18 protein-coding genes are annotated in these 16,311 nt (G+C 59.3%); 8 read left to right on the top strand and 10 right to left on the bottom strand.

From position 1 onward, the window contains the following. Positions 1–114 precede the first annotated feature (114 nt). From AQ996_RS04560 to AQ996_RS04545, 4 genes are all read right to left on the bottom strand, one after another. Complete coding sequence (locus AQ996_RS04560; protein WP_022094421.1) at positions 115–975, bottom strand: ABC transporter substrate-binding protein; 861 nt, start codon at positions 973–975, stop codon at positions 115–117. 147 nt (positions 976–1,122) lie between these two features. After that, positions 1,123–1,989, bottom strand: a complete 867-nt coding sequence (locus tag AQ996_RS04555) for a deoxyribonuclease IV (RefSeq protein WP_055251426.1) — start codon at positions 1,987–1,989, stop codon at positions 1,123–1,125. A gap of 129 nt (positions 1,990–2,118) precedes the next feature. After that, complete coding sequence (locus tag AQ996_RS04550; protein WP_055251424.1) at positions 2,119–3,138, bottom strand: Gfo/Idh/MocA family protein; 1,020 nt, start codon at positions 3,136–3,138, stop codon at positions 2,119–2,121. 90 nt (positions 3,139–3,228) lie between these two features. Next, positions 3,229–4,419 carry an aldo/keto reductase gene (locus AQ996_RS04545; RefSeq protein ID WP_055251422.1) on the bottom strand — a complete coding sequence of 397 codons (1,191 nt, stop codon included), beginning with the start codon at positions 4,417–4,419 and terminating at the stop codon, positions 3,229–3,231. Positions 4,420–4,745: 326 nt separating this feature from the next. On the opposite strand from AQ996_RS04545, the gene AQ996_RS04540 reads away from it, so the two are divergent. Beyond that, positions 4,746–5,660 carry a ketopantoate reductase family protein gene (locus tag AQ996_RS04540; RefSeq protein ID WP_055251420.1) on the top strand — a complete coding sequence of 305 codons (915 nt, stop codon included), beginning with the start codon at positions 4,746–4,748 and terminating at the stop codon, positions 5,658–5,660. Positions 5,661–5,769: 109 nt separating this feature from the next. On the opposite strand, the gene AQ996_RS04535 is transcribed toward AQ996_RS04540, so the two are convergent. From AQ996_RS04535 to AQ996_RS04525, 3 genes are all read right to left on the bottom strand, one after another. After that, positions 5,770–5,976 (bottom strand): hypothetical protein, encoded by a 207-nt coding sequence (locus AQ996_RS04535; protein ID WP_055251418.1) that lies wholly within the window; start codon positions 5,974–5,976, stop codon positions 5,770–5,772. A gap of 186 nt (positions 5,977–6,162) precedes the next feature. Then, entirely contained in the window at positions 6,163–6,936 is a 774-nt protein-coding gene (locus AQ996_RS04530) for a hypothetical protein (protein WP_055251416.1), read from the bottom strand. A gap of 312 nt (positions 6,937–7,248) precedes the next feature. Next, positions 7,249–8,559, bottom strand: a complete 1,311-nt coding sequence (locus AQ996_RS04525) for an O-acetylhomoserine aminocarboxypropyltransferase/cysteine synthase family protein (RefSeq protein WP_055251414.1) — start codon at positions 8,557–8,559, stop codon at positions 7,249–7,251. Positions 8,560–8,834: 275 nt separating this feature from the next. Between AQ996_RS04525 and AQ996_RS04520 the strand changes: the two genes are divergently transcribed. The 5 genes from AQ996_RS04520 (at position 8,835) to AQ996_RS04500 (ending at position 12,357) form a co-directional block, all read left to right on the top strand. Further along, the gene (locus AQ996_RS04520; RefSeq protein WP_055251412.1) at positions 8,835–9,737 is read left to right on the top strand and encodes a LysR family transcriptional regulator; all 903 of its coding nucleotides are present in this window, start codon (positions 8,835–8,837) and stop codon (positions 9,735–9,737) included. 48 nt (positions 9,738–9,785) lie between these two features. Beyond that, positions 9,786–10,322: a ribonuclease HI gene (gene rnhA / locus AQ996_RS04515; RefSeq protein ID WP_055251410.1), complete on the top strand. Its 537-nt coding sequence runs from the start codon at positions 9,786–9,788 to the stop codon at positions 10,320–10,322. Positions 10,323–10,395: 73 nt separating this feature from the next. Beyond that, positions 10,396–11,502: a Gfo/Idh/MocA family protein gene (locus AQ996_RS04510; protein WP_055251408.1), complete on the top strand. Its 1,107-nt coding sequence runs from the start codon at positions 10,396–10,398 to the stop codon at positions 11,500–11,502. Positions 11,503–11,504: 2 nt separating this feature from the next. Continuing rightward, positions 11,505–11,915 (top strand): acylphosphatase, encoded by a 411-nt coding sequence (locus AQ996_RS04505; RefSeq protein WP_055251406.1) that lies wholly within the window; start codon positions 11,505–11,507, stop codon positions 11,913–11,915. Between the two features lie 61 nt (positions 11,916–11,976). Further along, entirely contained in the window at positions 11,977–12,357 is a 381-nt protein-coding gene (locus AQ996_RS04500; protein ID WP_172674613.1) for a Fur family transcriptional regulator, read from the top strand. A gap of 76 nt (positions 12,358–12,433) precedes the next feature. Here the strand turns inward: AQ996_RS04500 and AQ996_RS04495 are convergent, their stop codons facing one another. The 3 genes from AQ996_RS04495 to AQ996_RS04485 all read right to left on the bottom strand — a co-directional run bounded on the left by AQ996_RS04495 (position 12,434) and on the right by AQ996_RS04485 (position 14,325). After that, positions 12,434–13,231: an HAD-IIB family hydrolase gene (locus AQ996_RS04495; RefSeq protein ID WP_055251404.1), complete on the bottom strand. Its 798-nt coding sequence runs from the start codon at positions 13,229–13,231 to the stop codon at positions 12,434–12,436. An 83-nt stretch (positions 13,232–13,314) separates the two neighbouring features. Further along, the gene (locus tag AQ996_RS04490; protein ID WP_055251402.1) at positions 13,315–13,893 is read right to left on the bottom strand and encodes an urease accessory protein UreE; all 579 of its coding nucleotides are present in this window, start codon (positions 13,891–13,893) and stop codon (positions 13,315–13,317) included. Positions 13,894–13,896: 3 nt separating this feature from the next. After that, positions 13,897–14,325, bottom strand: coding sequence for an FKBP-type peptidyl-prolyl cis-trans isomerase (locus AQ996_RS04485; RefSeq protein ID WP_035138874.1), 429 nt, complete (start codon positions 14,323–14,325; stop codon positions 13,897–13,899). A 120-nt stretch (positions 14,326–14,445) separates the two neighbouring features. On the opposite strand from AQ996_RS04485, the gene AQ996_RS04480 reads away from it, so the two are divergent. After that, positions 14,446–15,459 (top strand): dipeptidase, encoded by a 1,014-nt coding sequence (locus tag AQ996_RS04480; RefSeq protein WP_055251400.1) that lies wholly within the window; start codon positions 14,446–14,448, stop codon positions 15,457–15,459. A gap of 74 nt (positions 15,460–15,533) precedes the next feature. After that, the gene (locus AQ996_RS04475; protein WP_055251398.1) at positions 15,534–16,310 is read left to right on the top strand and encodes a M48 family metallopeptidase; all 777 of its coding nucleotides are present in this window, start codon (positions 15,534–15,536) and stop codon (positions 16,308–16,310) included. The last annotated feature ends 1 nt before the right edge of the window (position 16,311 follow it).

Below are 16,311 nucleotides of genomic sequence, written 5' to 3'. Positions count from 1 at the left end.
GGCTCCTATCGTAGAAGTTGCCGGCAAAACGAGACGGAAACGCTCTCCGTCAAGAGAAGCGCAAAGGCCCTCTCCGCAAAACGGAAAGGGCCCGCGCGCAATCAAGTAGTTATTTTACTTGATATTGTACTTAGCCATGAGGGCGTCGACGGTACCGTCGTCGGTCAGGTCCTTGATGGCCTGGTTGATGTCGTCCTTGAGCTTGGTGTTGCCCTGGTTGATGGCGATGGCGTACTCCTCGCCGGTGCTGATCTGCTTGATGGTCTGGCAGGTGTTGAACTGCTCGGCGGTCAGCTGGCTGGCAACGGAGCGGTTGGTGACTACGGCGTCGCCCTTATCGGACTGCAGAGCGCTGAAGCACTCGGTGGCGTCCTTGTAGGGGACGATCTTGGCCTTCGGGAAGTTCTCCTGGGCAAAGGCCTCGGCGGTCGAGCCAGACTGGACGATGATGGTAGCGTCGGCGTTGTTGAGCTTCTCGCTGAAGTTATCGGCCGTGATGTCGGTGTTATCGACCTTGGTCACGATAGCCTGATCGTCCATGTAGTAGGAATCAGAGAAAGTGACTTCCTTCTCACGCTCGGGCGTGTCGGTGATAGCCGCGATGGAAACGTCATACTTGGCGCCCGAAGCGACGCCCGGAACCAGCGTGTCAAAGTCATTGTTGACATACTCGACATCCAGACCCAGCTTGTCACCGATAGCCTTGATGAGCTCAAGGTCAAAGCCCTGGTAGTCGCCGTTGTCATCCTTGTACTCAAACGGCGCGTACTCGGCAGAGGTGCCGACGGTCAGCGTGCCGTCCTTGACGAGCGCGTACTCCTTGGAGCCGTCGACCTTCTCGACCTTAGCGTCGTCAGAGCTGCTGGAACCGGCATCAGAACCAGAGGTGGCGTTGGACGAGCCGCAGCCCGTCAGAGCGAGGGCGAGCGCCATAGCACCCGTGGCGGCAAATGCGCCAAGCTTCTTCAGCTTCATAATCAGTCTCCTTCCGGTGACCTCGTTTGATTCAGAGGTCTGCAAAAACTGTTGGCTATTATGCACCCGGAATTACGAATCTGCAATGAGAAAACTGATTGAAACAAACCCATAACGTGAATGGAATACTCTACTTTGTGACAGTTATTACTGCTGCAATGACCTTAATAGCCTAATTTCAGCTGCATAACCTGCAAGTTCGTTCGGAGTCTCCAAAATAAACGGCAGCGAACGCAAGCGGCCATTCGATACAATATTCTGCATAACCTGCATACCGCCACCAAATTCCTCGCTGCCAAGGTATCCCTTGCCGATGCACTCGTGGCGATCTTTATGGGCGCCACAAGGGTTCTTCGAATCGTTGATGTGTACGGCATGCAAGCGATCGATACCCACCACGCGGTCGAACTCGTCGAGTACGCCGTCCAGATCATGGATGATGTCGTAGCCGGCATCGCTCACATGGCAGGTATCCAAACAAACGCCCAGCTTGGCCGACAGCTCGGGGCGCTTGCCGGCAACACCCTCAATGATGAGCGCCAGTTCCTCAAAGCTACGACCCACCTCGGTGCCCTTGCCCGCCATGGTCTCGAGCAATACCGTCGTCTGCTGCCCCTCAAACATCACCTGGCACAGCGTGTCGACAATCATCTGAATGCCGGCGTCTGCCCCCTGTCCCACATGCGCGCCAGGATGGAAGTTGTAGTAGTTGCCGGGCAGCGCTTCCAGACGCTGCAAATCTTCCGCCATAGCCTCCAAGGCAAACTCGCGCGCCCGCTCCTTAGCGGAGCAGGGGTTATAGGTATACGGGGCATGCGCCACCAGCGGTCCAAAGTCGTTTTGCGCCATAAGCTCGCGCAGAGCCGCCACGTCATCCATGTCAAGGTCTTTTGCCTTGCCACCGCGCGGGTTGCGCGTAAAGAATGCAAAGGTATTGGCGCCAATGGACAACGCCGTCTCCCCCATTGCCCGATAGCCCTTCGTCGTCGAAAGATGACACCCGATCGTCAGCATCTCCAACTCCCCCTCATCAGTTGCGGTGAAATACGGTCTATTGGTGCCTTATTTTGGCGCAAACAGACCGTATTCCACCGCAAGTTATAAAAGGGGCATCAGGGGCACGGTCCGCCGAGCCCCCACGCCCTAAAGTTTCAAGCGAATCGCATCGATGATGTGCGCACAGCGCTGTGTGGCGGCTAGGGACATGATGGGGCTTTCGAGTTTCCCCGCCTGAATGAGCCGCGCCGCATGCGACACCTCACCGTAAAAATCATCGACCTCAAATGGTGCATCGATTTCGAGTATCCGACCGTCGGAATACTTCACATGAGCGAGCTCGGGGCGATGGAGACGCTCGATTTCCAACGAGCCCCGCTCACAGGCAATCGTTAAGCGGCTTTCATATGTTGCTTTGCCGTCGCACACCATATGAATGGGTATACCGCCGACGCTCATATGGATCTCATCGGCCCAATCGACGCGGCCGCCCGATACGTCACGCCAGCGAACTTCACGGGACGAAACCTCGCACGCGCCCGCGAGCAAATCCTCAAACCAACCGACCGCATAACAGCCCATGTCATATAGACAGCCGCCCTGCAGCGGATCAAGCAGATAGCCCGAAGGAGACTCGCCGTAATCGAGCTTTTGCACGCTTTCAATCGAGACGATACGGCCAAGCTCACCCGACGCAAGCAAGTCTTTCACGCGAGTGCGCATCGGGCAAAACCGATTCTTCATCGCCTCCATAAACAACACACCGCGCTCGCGAGAGGTGGAGGCGATCGAGAGAGCCTCTTCCTCACTCAAAACGGCCGGCTTTTCGCACAGCACGGCCTTTCCGGCGCACAGCGCGCGACAGGCCCAACGCGTATGCATGCCATGCGGAAGAGCCAAGTAGATTGCGTCGACATCGGGGTCGGCAATCAGCGCATCATAAGCCGCATCGCCGCTATCGTCGGCCGAGGCATGGCCATGCGCAGCATCGATCGAAAACACTCGGCAAAATTCCTCGACATGTGCAGGAGTGCGGCCGGCCGCAGCCACCAGCCGTGCCCCGTCGACCTTCTTGAGCGACGATGCAAATCGATGAGAAATGTGCCCAGCGCCCAAAATGCCCCAACGAACCCCACGCGAATCATTACATGAATCCCGATGGCCCACGACAGCCCCCTTCAGTTGCGGTGGAATAGTCCCTGTTTAAGCCCTATTCTGCCGCAAACAGGAACTATTCCACCGCAAGTTATAAAAGGGTCACGAGGAGCGCGTTTTGCCGAAGGCCTTAAGCACTGCCGTCACGGGTCCAGGCTGGAAGCGTCGGCGCACGTCATCGAGACGCTCGGGAATATCGATATGCTGTGGGCAGTGGCGCGCGCATTTGCCGCACTTGACGCAATTGCTCACCAGCTTGGCCTCGCTTGTACGCACCGCGCTCGCCGTAAAGTACTGCGATAGACCCGTAAACCAGCTGTGCGCATAACTCGCGTTGTAGGCGGCAAAACATCCAGGGATATTGATGCCTTTAGGGCACGGCATGCAATAGCCGCATCCCGTGCAGGGCACGCGATTCGATTTTTCAAACTCATCCAGCACGTGCGCGATCGTGTCGAGCTGAGTAGCTGTCATCGAATCCGGCAGGGCCCGATCGGCCAACACCACGTTCTCATCCACCTGCGCGGTATCGGTCATACCCGAAAGCAACATCGTCACCTGAGGATGATTCCACACCCACGAAAGACCCCAGGCGGCAGGAGTGCGCAAATGCGGGTCACGGGCACTATCGAGCACAGCGCGGGCCCGTGGCGGCAGCTTGCCCGCTAAACGCCCGCCCAGCAGTGGCTCCATCACAAACACCGCGAGGCCTCGCTCGGCGGCGGCCATGAGCCCCGCTGTTCCCGCCTGATATCGCTCTCCAGCGTAATTGTACTGGATCTGGCAAAAGTCCCACTCATATGCATCGAGCATCGTCAGGAAATCCGCCGCGCTGCCGTGGTACGAAAAACCAATCTGGCGAATGCGCCCCGCCGCCTTTTGACGCGCGATCCAGTCCTCGATGCCCAACGCCACCACACGTTCCCACTGGGCGGGCGAGGTAATGTTGTGCATGAGGTAATAGTCGATATGGTCGGTCCGCAGGCGGCGCAGTTGCTCGTCGAAGAACCGGTCGAAATCCTCCGCGCATTTGCACGAAGCATGCGGCAGCTTGGTTGCGAGCAAAACCTGGTCGCGCAAGCCCAGGCGCTCAAGCGACGCACCCACACAAGCCTCGTTGCCGGGATAGAGATAGGCCGTGTCCAGGTAGTTAATCCCCTGCTCCACCGCACGGGAGATGATGGCGTCGGCAGTCTTCGCATCCGGGCGTCCCGGCGCACCGGGAAACCTCATGCAGCCCAGCCCCAACGCCGAGATACGGTTGCCGCTTTTGGGGTCAACGCGATATTGCACGGCCCCTCCCCTCCCATCGAAGCCCTGACAAGGCGAAACAAACCCGTCACGTCATCGAAACACATCGGAATCGCAATTGAGAACGTATCGTAACGCAGCAGAAATCGAGCCGTCACGGCACCGCTTTAACATCAGCAAAAAGCCCGATGAAAGGAACCGGGCGTGACCACGCGCATGTCTTTGTGGTCTGCCCCGCGGCATAAGCGCACAGCGCAATAGTTTCTTTTTCACAACAGCAGCCCCGCGCGCCCACCAAACGCCCCGACGACATACAATCCATCAGGCGCCCCATATGCGGGCGCCTTTTATATGGGGAGATGATTCATATGCAGATCAACAAGGTCGCCTTTATCGGCAAGGGCGGCGTCGGCCTGCTCTACGGCAGCATGATTGCCAAGGCCCTCGGCAACGACGCCGTCGAATACGTCATGGACGACGCTCGCTTTGAGCGCCATGCGAACGACGCGCTCACCGTCAACGGCAAGCCCTGCGATCTCACGTCCGTCCGCGCCAGCGAGGCGACACCCGCCGATCTGGTCATCCTGACGGTCAAGACCACCGGTCTCGACCAAGCACTCAAGACTATGGAGCGTGTCGTGGGACCCAACACGCTCATCGCCTCGCTGTGCAACGGCATTACGAGCGAGCAAAAGATTGCCGAACGCTTTGGCTGGGAGCATACCGTTCTTGGTATCTGCCAGGGCATGGACGCCGTGTTCCTCAACGGCGCGCTCACCTTTACCAATGCGGGCGAGATTCGCTTTGGCGCGGCAGCGGGCACCGACCCCGCGACTGTCGCCGCTATCGACGAGCTCTATACGCGCTGCGGCATCGCCCATACCGTCGAGGACGACATCGCCCACCGCATGTGGGCCAAACTCATGCTCAACGACGGCATCAACCAGACCTGCATGGCCTACGGCGGGACCTACGGAAGCGCCACGGAGCCGGGCTCCGAGCAGCGCCGCTGTTTTGTCTCCGCCATGCGCGAGGCGCTTGCGGTTGCCAACGCCGAGGGCGTTGAGCTGACCGAGGCAGACCTGACGCAAATGGTGCACCTCATCGAGGGAATCGACCCCACCGGTATGCCCTCGATGGCGCAGGACCGCATCGCACAACGAAAAACCGAAGTCGAGGAGTTCGCGGGCACCATTTGCCGCCTGGCCGCCAAACACGATATCCAAGTGCCGCAAAACGATTGGCTCTACCAGAGGATTCGCGAAATAGAAGGCAGCTGGTAGTGCTCGGCATACTGCAGCCAACAGATCCAATGGTAAAGCCGCCGCAAGGGGCACTCCCCTCGCGGCGGCTTCCTTTTTCATCTTTGACCAAAAATCAGCTTCACAACGGTTAGAGCTGCGACTCCGACGCCTGGCCCTCATCGTCGCGACAAAGGGCTACACCCGCACTTCCCAGCAGCGCGGCCGCGATCAACACGTCAACCACGATAGAGGCAGCCCCACAAGACCCCTGCATACCCGCGACGAGCGCGGCCGTAGGACCAAGGCAACCAAGCATCAACGCGACGGCGGCAACGGCAATATCTCGAGCATTCACAAGACCACTTCCTCCAAGAGAAAGACCTTATTTCTCAAGAACCAGTGTGCCCCGCATCCATACGCCCAGCGTACCGCCACGGTAAGGGCTCTGTTAACTCAAACGCATACATAGAACGGACGTCCTTACGTTGCCCTAAAGCTCGGTAAAGACGCCCGTCCGCCAAATATCCGTGATGCAGAAAAATTACCAACCGGTGTAGTAGTCGGTGGTTCCGGCAGCGCAACCGGAGTCATAGACCTTGCAATCACCCTTGGAGCCCGTAAAGGTCGAGCCCTGGGCCATATCGCCCGCGGCAACAACGTAATAGCCGTCGGAATCGCGCCAGAAGCCCTCAGAATCCTGAGTCCATTCGCCCGTGCGATAGTGATAAAGCACATTGCTGCTGTAATAGGTCTCGCGGCGCCCGTTGTAGTTATTGACACCCGCAGAGCGCGTCAGGCCCGATCCGTTCGCGTAGGACGCGGCAGACGCGTAGGACGGAGTGTAACCGGCGTTGTAGTACGAAGCCTGGGCGACCTCGGCAGCCTCCGCCTCGGCGGCAGCCTCGAGCGCATTGCGCTTGGCATCCTCAAGCGCAATGCGCAGCTCATCGAGCTCGGTCGACTTGGCGTCGACCTCCCCCATCGTCAACAGGCTACCCGCGCCGTCGATGCAACCCTGCAGCACAGCGCGCTCGTCATCGGTGGCATAGTCACCGTACATGTTCATGATGATCTGAGCGCGCATCTCCAGGGAATCGCGCTTGGCCTCCATCGAGGCGTTCCACTCCTGCATGGAACCATAACCATCGCCGCGATAGTCAACGGGCTGTACCAGCGTCGTCTCGGACGGCGTAGATCCAACCGTATCGGACAGTGTTGCGGCGTGGGCATCAGTTGCACCGGCGCCCGCCAAAAGTGCCACGGTCAGAGCGGCGGAAAGGGCGGCGGCTTTCGGTTTTCGTGAATCGATCCTCATGTAGCTGGAAACCTCCGTAGTGCGTTTTTGCTGCGTTTGAGCTGCGTGTGATTCGATCGCGCTGCATAGTACCCCGAGCAAATCGCGACCTGCGGTTTTACTCAAAAGGCGCACGTCAATTGCGTAAAACTCACATCCTCTCAACAGGAGTTTTCCACAACTCAAATGCATAAAGCGTGTCAAAAACCCTGTTTTTGCACCCGCTCTATGCAAAAAAGGCGCCTGTGCAACCATTGTTCGCACAGGCGCCTTGAGCAGGCATTTTATGCAGTTATACCTATCGAGTCGCAAGGGGTCCTTGCACAAGTCGCCTTACTCGTCCAGCGCGGCGAAGGCCTGCTTCAGATCCCAAATGATATCCTCGGCGTTCTCGGTACCGATGGAAAGACGGATCGTGGAGGGCGTGATGTTCTGCTCGGCGAGCTCCTCGGCAGAGAGCTGGGAGTGCGTGGTGGTAGCCGGGTGCACGACGAGCGACTTGACGTCGGCCACGTTGGCGAGCAGCGAGAACACCTGCAGATGATCGATGAACTTCCAGGCAGCCTCCTGGCCACCCTTAATCTCAAAGGTGAAGATCGAAGCGCCGCCGTTGGGGAAGTACTTCTGATAGAGCTCGTGATCGGGGTGCTCAGGCAGGCTCGGGTGGTTCACCTTGGCAACGTGGCTGTCGCCGGCAAGGAACTCAACGACCTTCTTGGTGTTCTCGACATGACGGTCAACGCGCAGCGACAGGGTCTCGGTGCCCTGGAGCAGGACCCAGGCGTTGAACGGGCTGATGCAGGCACCCTCGTCACGCAGCAGGATGGCGCGGACATAGGTTGCGAAGGCGGCGGGACCGGCAGCCTCGGCAAACGAGACGCCATGGTAGGAGGGGTTGGGCTCAGCGATCTGGGCGTACTTTCCGCTCGCCTTCCAATCGAAGTTACCGCCGTCGACGATCACACCGCCCAGCGAGGTGCCGTGGCCGCCGATGAACTTGGTTGCGGAGTGAACGACGATGTTGGCGCCATGCTCCAGCGGACGGAACAGATACGGGGTGCCGAAAGTGTTGTCGACGACAACCGGCAGACCGTGCTTCTTGGCGATCTCGGAGATGGCGTCGATGTTGGGGATGTCGGAGTTGGGGTTGCCGAGCGTCTCGAGATAGATGACCGTGGTGTTGTCCTTGATGGCACCCTCAACCTCTTCCAGGTTATGAGCATCGACAAACGTGGTCTCGACGCCAAACTGGGAGAGCGTATGCTCCAGCAGGTTGTAGGAACCGCCGTAGATGGTCTTCTGAGCCACCACGTGGTCACCAGCCTGGGCAAGAGCCTGCAGGGTATAGGTGATGGCAGCGGCACCGGAGGCGACGGCAAGACCGGCCACGCCACCCTCGAGCGCGGCGATACGGTCCTCAAAGACGCCCTGGGTGGAGTTGGTCAGACGGCCGTAGATGTTACCGGCGTCGGCAAGACCAAAGCGATCGGCGGCGTGCTGGGAGTTGCGGAACACATAGCTCGTGGTCTGGTAGATAGGCACGGCGCGGGAGTCGGATGCGGGGTCGGCGCTCTCCTGGCCAACATGAAGCTGCAGGGTATCGAAACCAAAGGTGTGCTCGGGGTTGTTGATGAACTGGCTCATGATGATCTCCTTGATCGAACGAAAGTAAATAAATAAGAGAGAAGTAAGTCGCTGTCTCCTGATCACGCCGACGGGCGCAAACAGGAGCCCGGCATTCGTCTTGGTAAGCAGTTCATATGCGGTCCTCCTTTTGACATCCCGGTTCCATGGTCGGCTTAATTACCTACCGCCTTTGTGTGTTTTGAATAGTACGAGCATTGTCTCACTCGGTCAATCACTTAAAAGCGCTAACCTGTTATCGGTTTTTTAGATAGCTATCGAAAGGACGGGCACCGATGACACTCCAGCAGCTTCGTTTTCTTATCGCCGTGGCAGAGTCCGGCTCAATCAACGCCGCAGCTCAGCGCCTCTATACCGCTCAGTCCAACATCTCAAACGCCGTCAAAAGCCTAGAACAAGAGCTCCATCTGGAGATCTTTACGCGCTCCAGCCGCGGCGTCACGCTCACCAACGACGGCACCGAGCTTTTGGGCTATGCGCGCCAGGTCGTAGAGCAGGCCGACATGCTCGAGGCACGCTACGAGGACGGTGGCACCCCGCAAGCCCGCCTCGCCATTTCCGCCCAGCACTACGCCTTTTCGGTCGAGGCCTTTGTCAACGTAGTCGAGCGCTGCCGCGACAGCAAGTTCGAGTTCATCATGCGCGAGACCACCACATCGCAGATCATCGATGACGTCCGTGCGTTTCGCAGCGATATCGGCATTCTGTATCTGGATGACTTTAACGCCCGCGTTCTGCAGAAGGCCTTCGCCGATGCCCGCGCAAGCTTCCATCCCCTATTCGACGCGACGGTCCACGTCTTCGTTAGCGAGCGCCACCCGCTCGCACGCCGCCCGCAGCTGTCCCTTGCCGACCTCACGCCCTATACGCGCTACAGCTTTGAGCAGGGAACCTCAAACTCCTTCTATTACGCCGAGGAACCTTTTAGCTATATCCCTTGCGACCGCAACATACGAATCTCGGACCGCGGAACACTTACTAACTTACTTATCACGTCGAACGGTTACACCCTGTCGACCGGTGTCCTCTCCAATGAAATGCAATGGGGCATGGCATCGATCCCGCTAGCAGACGCCCCAACGATGCACGTTGGCTACATCATGCACGACGAGCGCAAGCCCTCTCTCCTCTTGCAGCAATACCTCGACGAGCTCAACCGCATCATCCATGCCAACTAACAGTCGGAAGACGGGGTAGAAATCGTAGATTGCTGGCCCCCGGCGGGCATGGCGCTACAATGGTCACTCACACGAAATGCACTCAACGAAAGGAAGCCCGTGAAGGTCATCATCTATACCGACGGCTCGGCCCGATCAAATCCGGGACGCGGCGGCTACGGCGTCGTGCTCAAATACACCAACCCCGCCGGCAAGACCTTCACCTCCGAGCTTTCGCGCGGCTATGCCAAGACCACCAACAACCGCATGGAACTCATGGCGGTCATCGTGGCGCTCGAGGCGCTCAACCGCCCTTGCGAGGTCGAAGTCCATTCCGATTCGCAGTATGTCGTCAACGCCTTTAACAAGCACTGGATCGACGGCTGGAAAAAGCGCGGATGGAAAACCGCCAACAAGCAACCCGTCAAGAACCGCGACCTGTGGGAGCGCCTACTCACCGCCAAAAGCAAGCACAAGGTTGATTTCATCTGGGTTAAGGGTCACGCCGGTCACGAGCTCAACGAGCGCTGCGATGAGCTCGCCACCACGGCGGCCGACGGCAGCAACCTCGATATCGACGCCGGCTTTAACGAGAGCGACCTGTAATAGCGTTTTCGCGCAGCTTTATATCCCCACGCGCTACACTCATCCTGTAGACCAAACAACGCAAGGGGGACGTATGCTGCGCATCGCGACCATCGGCACATCCATGATCACCGACGACTTTATCCAAGTCGTCAACGCCAACGACCAAGCCGCGTTTGTGGGCACGCTTTCACGCGATGCCAATCGCGGTGCCGCCTTTACCGCCGAGCGCGGTGGCGAGCGAAACTTTACTTCACTCGATGAGCTTGCGGCAGCCGCCGACGTCGATGCCGTCTACATCGGCAGCCCCAATGCGCTCCACTACGAGCAGGCGCTCGCCTGTATCGCAGGCGGCAAGCACGTCATCGTCGAAAAGCCTTTTTGTGCCACCGAGGCGCAGGCGTTCGAGGTCTTTCGCGCAGCCGAGGCGGCGGGCGTCGTAGCCCTCGAGGCCATGCGCCCGCTCCATGACCCCGCCTTCCACGCCATCGAGGACGCCCTGGGCGAGATTGCGCCCATTCGTCGTGCATCGTTGCGCTTTGGCAAGTATTCTTCGCGCTACAACGAGGTTCTCGCGGGGCGCGCCACCAATATCTTCGACTGCCACATGGCCTCGGGCTCCCTCATGGACATCGGCGTCTACACCGTCGAGCCCATGGTCGAGATCTTCGGCATGCCCTCCGGTCTCACCAGCATGACCACGCTGCTTGACCCCTCAACGCAAGAGCTCACGCACGGCCCCATCGACGGCTGCGGTTCCATCCTCGCCAGCTACGGCGGTGGCCGTATCTCCGTCGAGCTTGCGCACTCCAAAATTACGAATGACCTGCTGCCCTCGCAGATCGAAGGCGAGCGTGGCACTATCCAGATCGACCATCTGTCCACGCCCCGCAACGTCCGCATCGACTATCGCGGCGACGTCGTACGCGGCTCGGCGACCGAGGCACCGCGCGAACAGGGCGACAACAGCCGCGTGCTCGACCTTCCCAAATCGAGCAACACTATGGAATACGAACTCACAGACTTTATCAGCGCCATCGGCGGCATCGATAACGTTAAGGAAGAGATTTGGGAGACCCCGGCGGGACGCCACGAGCTCGGCCACTACCGCGATGTCACGCTCGTGTCGCTGCGTATCATGGATGCCGTGCGTCAGCAGGCGGGTATCGCCTTCCCGGCCGACGCAGGCAAGCAGGCATAGCGATGGGTTTTTTCGACAAGCTTTTCTCGGGCGTCGCCGGCGGCAGCCGCGAACCCCAAAAGCCTTCTGGCGTCGAGCTCGAGCTGCGCCGTAGGCTCACCGTGCTCGCAAGTGACGAGGCCACTCAAGACGCCCCGCAGCGCTATTTCCTGCGGTGGGAAGGGCAGGTCCAGGGCGTCGGTTTCCGCTTCACCAACACCAACCTCGCGCAGGCGCGCTCCCTCACCGGCTGGGTGCGCAATATGGAAGACGGCTCGGTTGAGATGGAGCTACAAGGCACGCCGACAAACATCGTGTCTCAACTCGAGGCGCTTCACGCCTCCTACGAGCGCATGGGAACGCGTTTTCGCCTCGTAGACGCCCAGGCCCGAGCCCCACTTGCCAATGAAGACGGTTTCATTCCTCGTTATTAGTATTGTGTGCTAAATACGGTATCATTTACCTACAACCGTTGATAGAAAAGAGGCGAGGCGCATGGCGGTGCAAAGAAGGAATACCAGGCAGCGAAAGCTGGTTCTTGACGCTGTGCGCCAAAGCTATAACCATCCCACCGCCGACGAAATCTACAACGCCGTACGCGAACAGGATGACAAGATCAGCCGCGGCACGGTCTACCGCAACCTCAATCTCTTAGCCGACGCAGGGGAGATTCTCTCTATTAAGACGCCGGGCGGCAGCCGCTTCGATCGCACCATCGAGCCGCACGCACATATCATCTGCACCTCGTGCAGCCGCGTCATCGACGTGCCACTCCCCTTCGACGCCCAGCTCGACGCCAGGGCATCCGAACAAATCGGATGGAGCGTCAGCTCGCACTACACCATCTTTGAGGGACTCTGCCCCGACTGCCAGTAGCCTTTGGGACATGCCTGCAAATCTACTTGCCCATCCGCTACAGCAAACAGTACATTTCTAGGCATGTCCCAAATATCTACTCGGCGAGCAGGCGACGCAGCTCCTCTTCGACCGTGCGTACGTAACGGACGCGGTCGTTGATGCCACGCATAGAGGGATTGCAGCTCTCCATTAGATAGGGATGGCCCACTACGTTGAGCATGTCGCGGTCGTTTTCGTTATCGCCAAACGCCATCATTTCGTTAGGTGAGATCCCCAGCGCACAACCATAATCGGCAAGCGCGGACCCCTTGCCCGAATCAAAGCCGATAAAGTCGGTCCATTCGGTTCCCGACGTCATCACATCGACCCGGTCGCTAAAGCGACGCACAAAATACTCCAGCGCCGCCGGCTGCTCCGCCTCGGGCGTCTGGAAGGCAATCTTAATGACATCCTCGTCAATGTCTTCGGGACGGTCAACTACCGCCACATCACAATGGACCTCATAACGCAGGTGATCGACAAACGCATCGTTGCCGCTCATGCTGTAGAGGTGCCCCTCACACGAAAGGGTCACGTCGGCATGGGGGTACGCAACCACGGCATTCGCGATATCCATGGCCAGGCCACGCTCCATAGAACGCTTGACCACGGCACGCCCCTCGCTCATGACCAGGGCTCCGTTTTCGCATACATAGGCGAGTTCATCGGCCACCGGGGCAAACAGGTAGCGCAGGCTCGCATATTGACGGCCGCTCGCCGGCATAAACACGATACCGCGACGATGCAGCTCATCGATAAGCTCAAAGGCCTCGGAACGCGGCTCGCGCTCCCCCGGATGCAGCAACGTGCCGTCCAAATCGCATGCAATCAGCTTGATTCCCTCAAGACCCATATGCTTCCCCCAAAGCCTCCTATCAACAGCAAGACGGACCTTGATCGGTCACCCCTCAAAGCCCGTCTTGCGCATACGCGCGCTTAGTCGCGCGTCTTTTTAACGATGGTAAAGTCCGGAGCCATGCTCACGACAACATCGGCCGCGCTCGACGCAAAGCGTCGGCCCGCATCGAGCTCGTGCGAAACGATCGAGATTCGAGCTCCCTCGACACCGCGAAGCATACGGCCCAAAACCGGCTGCACCGGCGTATACATGCGCACGGTATGCTCGTCCGAGTCGCCCCGGAAGAGCGGCGCATGCATGTTGCCGATCTCCCAGCATGCATGCGCGAGCGCAATCGGATCCATGCGGTCGACTTCGACCAAATAAACCTCGGCGCTGCGCAGGCGCACGACAACCGCCACGGACACCACGCCCGAACGGTCAATGGCGAGCACGTCGCCATCGGCAAGACGACCGCCGTCGGCAGTATCCAGCCGAACATCGATCGTGCGCCCCAGCTCCGTCACGCCCACAAACGCGCATACATCAGCTTGGTCCCAATCGAGCAGCAGCTCGTCAACTTCAAAGACGCCGCCCAGCTTCCGGCGAAGCAGGAGTTCATAGGACGGATCGTTGAGATTTCCCAAGCATGTCGTCGAAACCAAGCGTTCAGGCATGCTCTAGCCCTCGACCTCGACGAGCTCGATATCAAAGTTGAGGTCCTTGCCGGCCAGCTCGTGGTTGGCGTCGAGCGTCACGGCCTCGGGCGTCACGTCGATGACCACGGCGGGGACGGGCATGCCGCTCGGCGTGGACAGGAAGAGCTTCATGCCCTTCTCGATCTGCTCGATATTGGGGACCTGCTCAGCCGGGAAGGTCAGGACCATCTCGGGGTTGTGCTCGCCGTAGGCATCGGCAGCGGGAATGTGCACGGTCTTCTTCTCGCCCACCTGCATGTCGACAACAGCGGCGTCGAAGCCCTTGATCATCTGACCGGCGCCGCAGGTGAACTCCAGCGGCTCGCCGCGATCGTAGGAGCTATCGAACTGCGTGCCGTCGTCGAGCGTGCCGCGATAATGGGTCTTGACCTTCTTGCCCTGGTTGGACATGGTAACCTCCGTGATAAGGGCGGCGCACAACGCGGGCCGCCATGAACATATGGCGCTAACTATACCCTAGTCATACAATTCAAAGACAGTTTGCAAAGAAACGCTGCAACCGGAGGAACCATGGCATATCCCGTATTTGACCTACACTGCGACACCGCTGACCGCATCGGCTGGGCCACGCTCGATCTCGACCTGCGCTTTACCGCCGGTACCGACGGCTATTTCCCCGGCGACGAAACGCATCCGCAAGATTTCGACCTCATCGAGGGCAACGCCTGCGCCATCTCGCTCGCAAAGATCGGCAACACGCCGTGGGCACAGTGCTTCGCCACGTTTGTCCCCGACGAGATTCCCACCGCCCACGCCGCGCGCTTCCAGGCGCAGATCATGGCGCACATGAGCGGCCAGGCAATGCTTAACCACGACCGCATGGTCAACGTACGCAGCGCGGCAGACATTCGCCCTGCGCTCAAAGACGGCAAGGCCGCCTGCATCCACACCATCGAAAACGCCACGTTCTTTGCCGAGGACCCCGCGCTGATCGAGGTACTCAAGAGCCTGGGCGTACTCATGTCATCACTCAGCTGGAACGCGCAGGGGCCGCTCGCGAGCGGCCACGACACCCACGCCGGCCTCACCGCCGCCGGCATCGAGGCCCTTACGCAGATGGAGCACGCCGGCATGGTACTCGACGTCTCTCACCTCAACGACGAGTGCTTTGACGAGGTTGTCGCCCACGCCACGCGCCCCTTCGTCGCCAGTCACTCCAACTCCCGTGCGGTTTGCGGCGTCAAGCGCAACCTCACCGACGACCAGTTCCGCACCATTCGCGACATGGGTGGCATCGTCGGCCTCAACTACTGCAGCGAGTTCCTTTCCAACGACGCAACCGACAAAACCGCCGCAGACGTCACCTTCGACCAGCTAGCGGCACATATCGAGCACTGGCTCGACCTGGGCGGCGAGGACGTCATCGCGCTCGGCGGCGACTGGGACGGTGCCACGGTGCCCGCTTTCCTCTCCGATGCCAGTATGATGCCCGAGTTCCAGAACATGCTCTCCAAGCATTTTGGCAAGACCGTGATGCAAAAGCTCTGCAGCGACAACGCGCTTGCCTTCTTTGAGCGTTATTAATTTCACATCCCTTGAGCGGGTCGGCATGCCGAGCGGTCGACATGCCGACCCGTCCCCAATCTGAAGGATCACATTTGACGCAGCAATTTACGATTTCCGTACCCCGACCGGATGGAACGCTCATCCCCGTCGTCGTTACCAAAAAGCGCGTCAAGAACTTTAACCTACGCGTCACATCGAGCGGTGAGGTCCACGCCAGCGCGCCGCTCGGCACCAGCCGCGAGCGCATCGAAGCGTTTGTGAAGCGCAACAGCGCCTGGATTATCAGCCGACTTGCCCAACGTGAGCAACGTCAGGCGACAGCGCGAGAGCCGCTCAGTCCCTCGTCCATCATTGCGCTTTGGGGCAAGCCCATCACGGTACAGGATGCACTCGATCACAACTTTGCATCACCCGCACCGCGACCCAAACAGGCCACCTTCGCAAGTTTTATGGGTACCGATGAGCCAAGTGGGCGCGCGCAGGCAAAGCAGTGCACGGCCCTCGACGGCCTAACGTCCGATGAGTTCCAAGCCCACATCGACCAGCTTTATACGTCCGAGGTCACATCGGCGCTGCGCGATATGGTGCACGCATACGAAATCGCAATGGGTGTCGCCGTTTCCCGCGTTTCCGTGCGCAGCATGAAGACGCGCTGGGGCTCCTGCACACCCAAAACCGGCGCCATTCGCATCGCGCGCGAGCTCGCCGCCTACCCCGTCGAATGCCTCGACATGGTTGTCGCCCACGAGCTTGTCCACTTGCTCGAGCCAAGCCACAATCGGCGGTTTCACACCCTGCTCGACACGTACTGCCCCAACAATAAAGCTCTGTCGCAGCGGCTCAAGCAGCCACCCCTCAACAAGCTCTAGC

Origin of the sequence: Collinsella aerofaciens, from assembly GCF_001404695.1 — a bacterium.
Lineage (GTDB): Bacteria > Actinomycetota > Coriobacteriia > Coriobacteriales > Coriobacteriaceae > Collinsella > Collinsella aerofaciens_E.
Note: the sequence above shows the minus strand (reverse complement) of the source record. Positions and strands in the feature narration are given on the sequence as shown.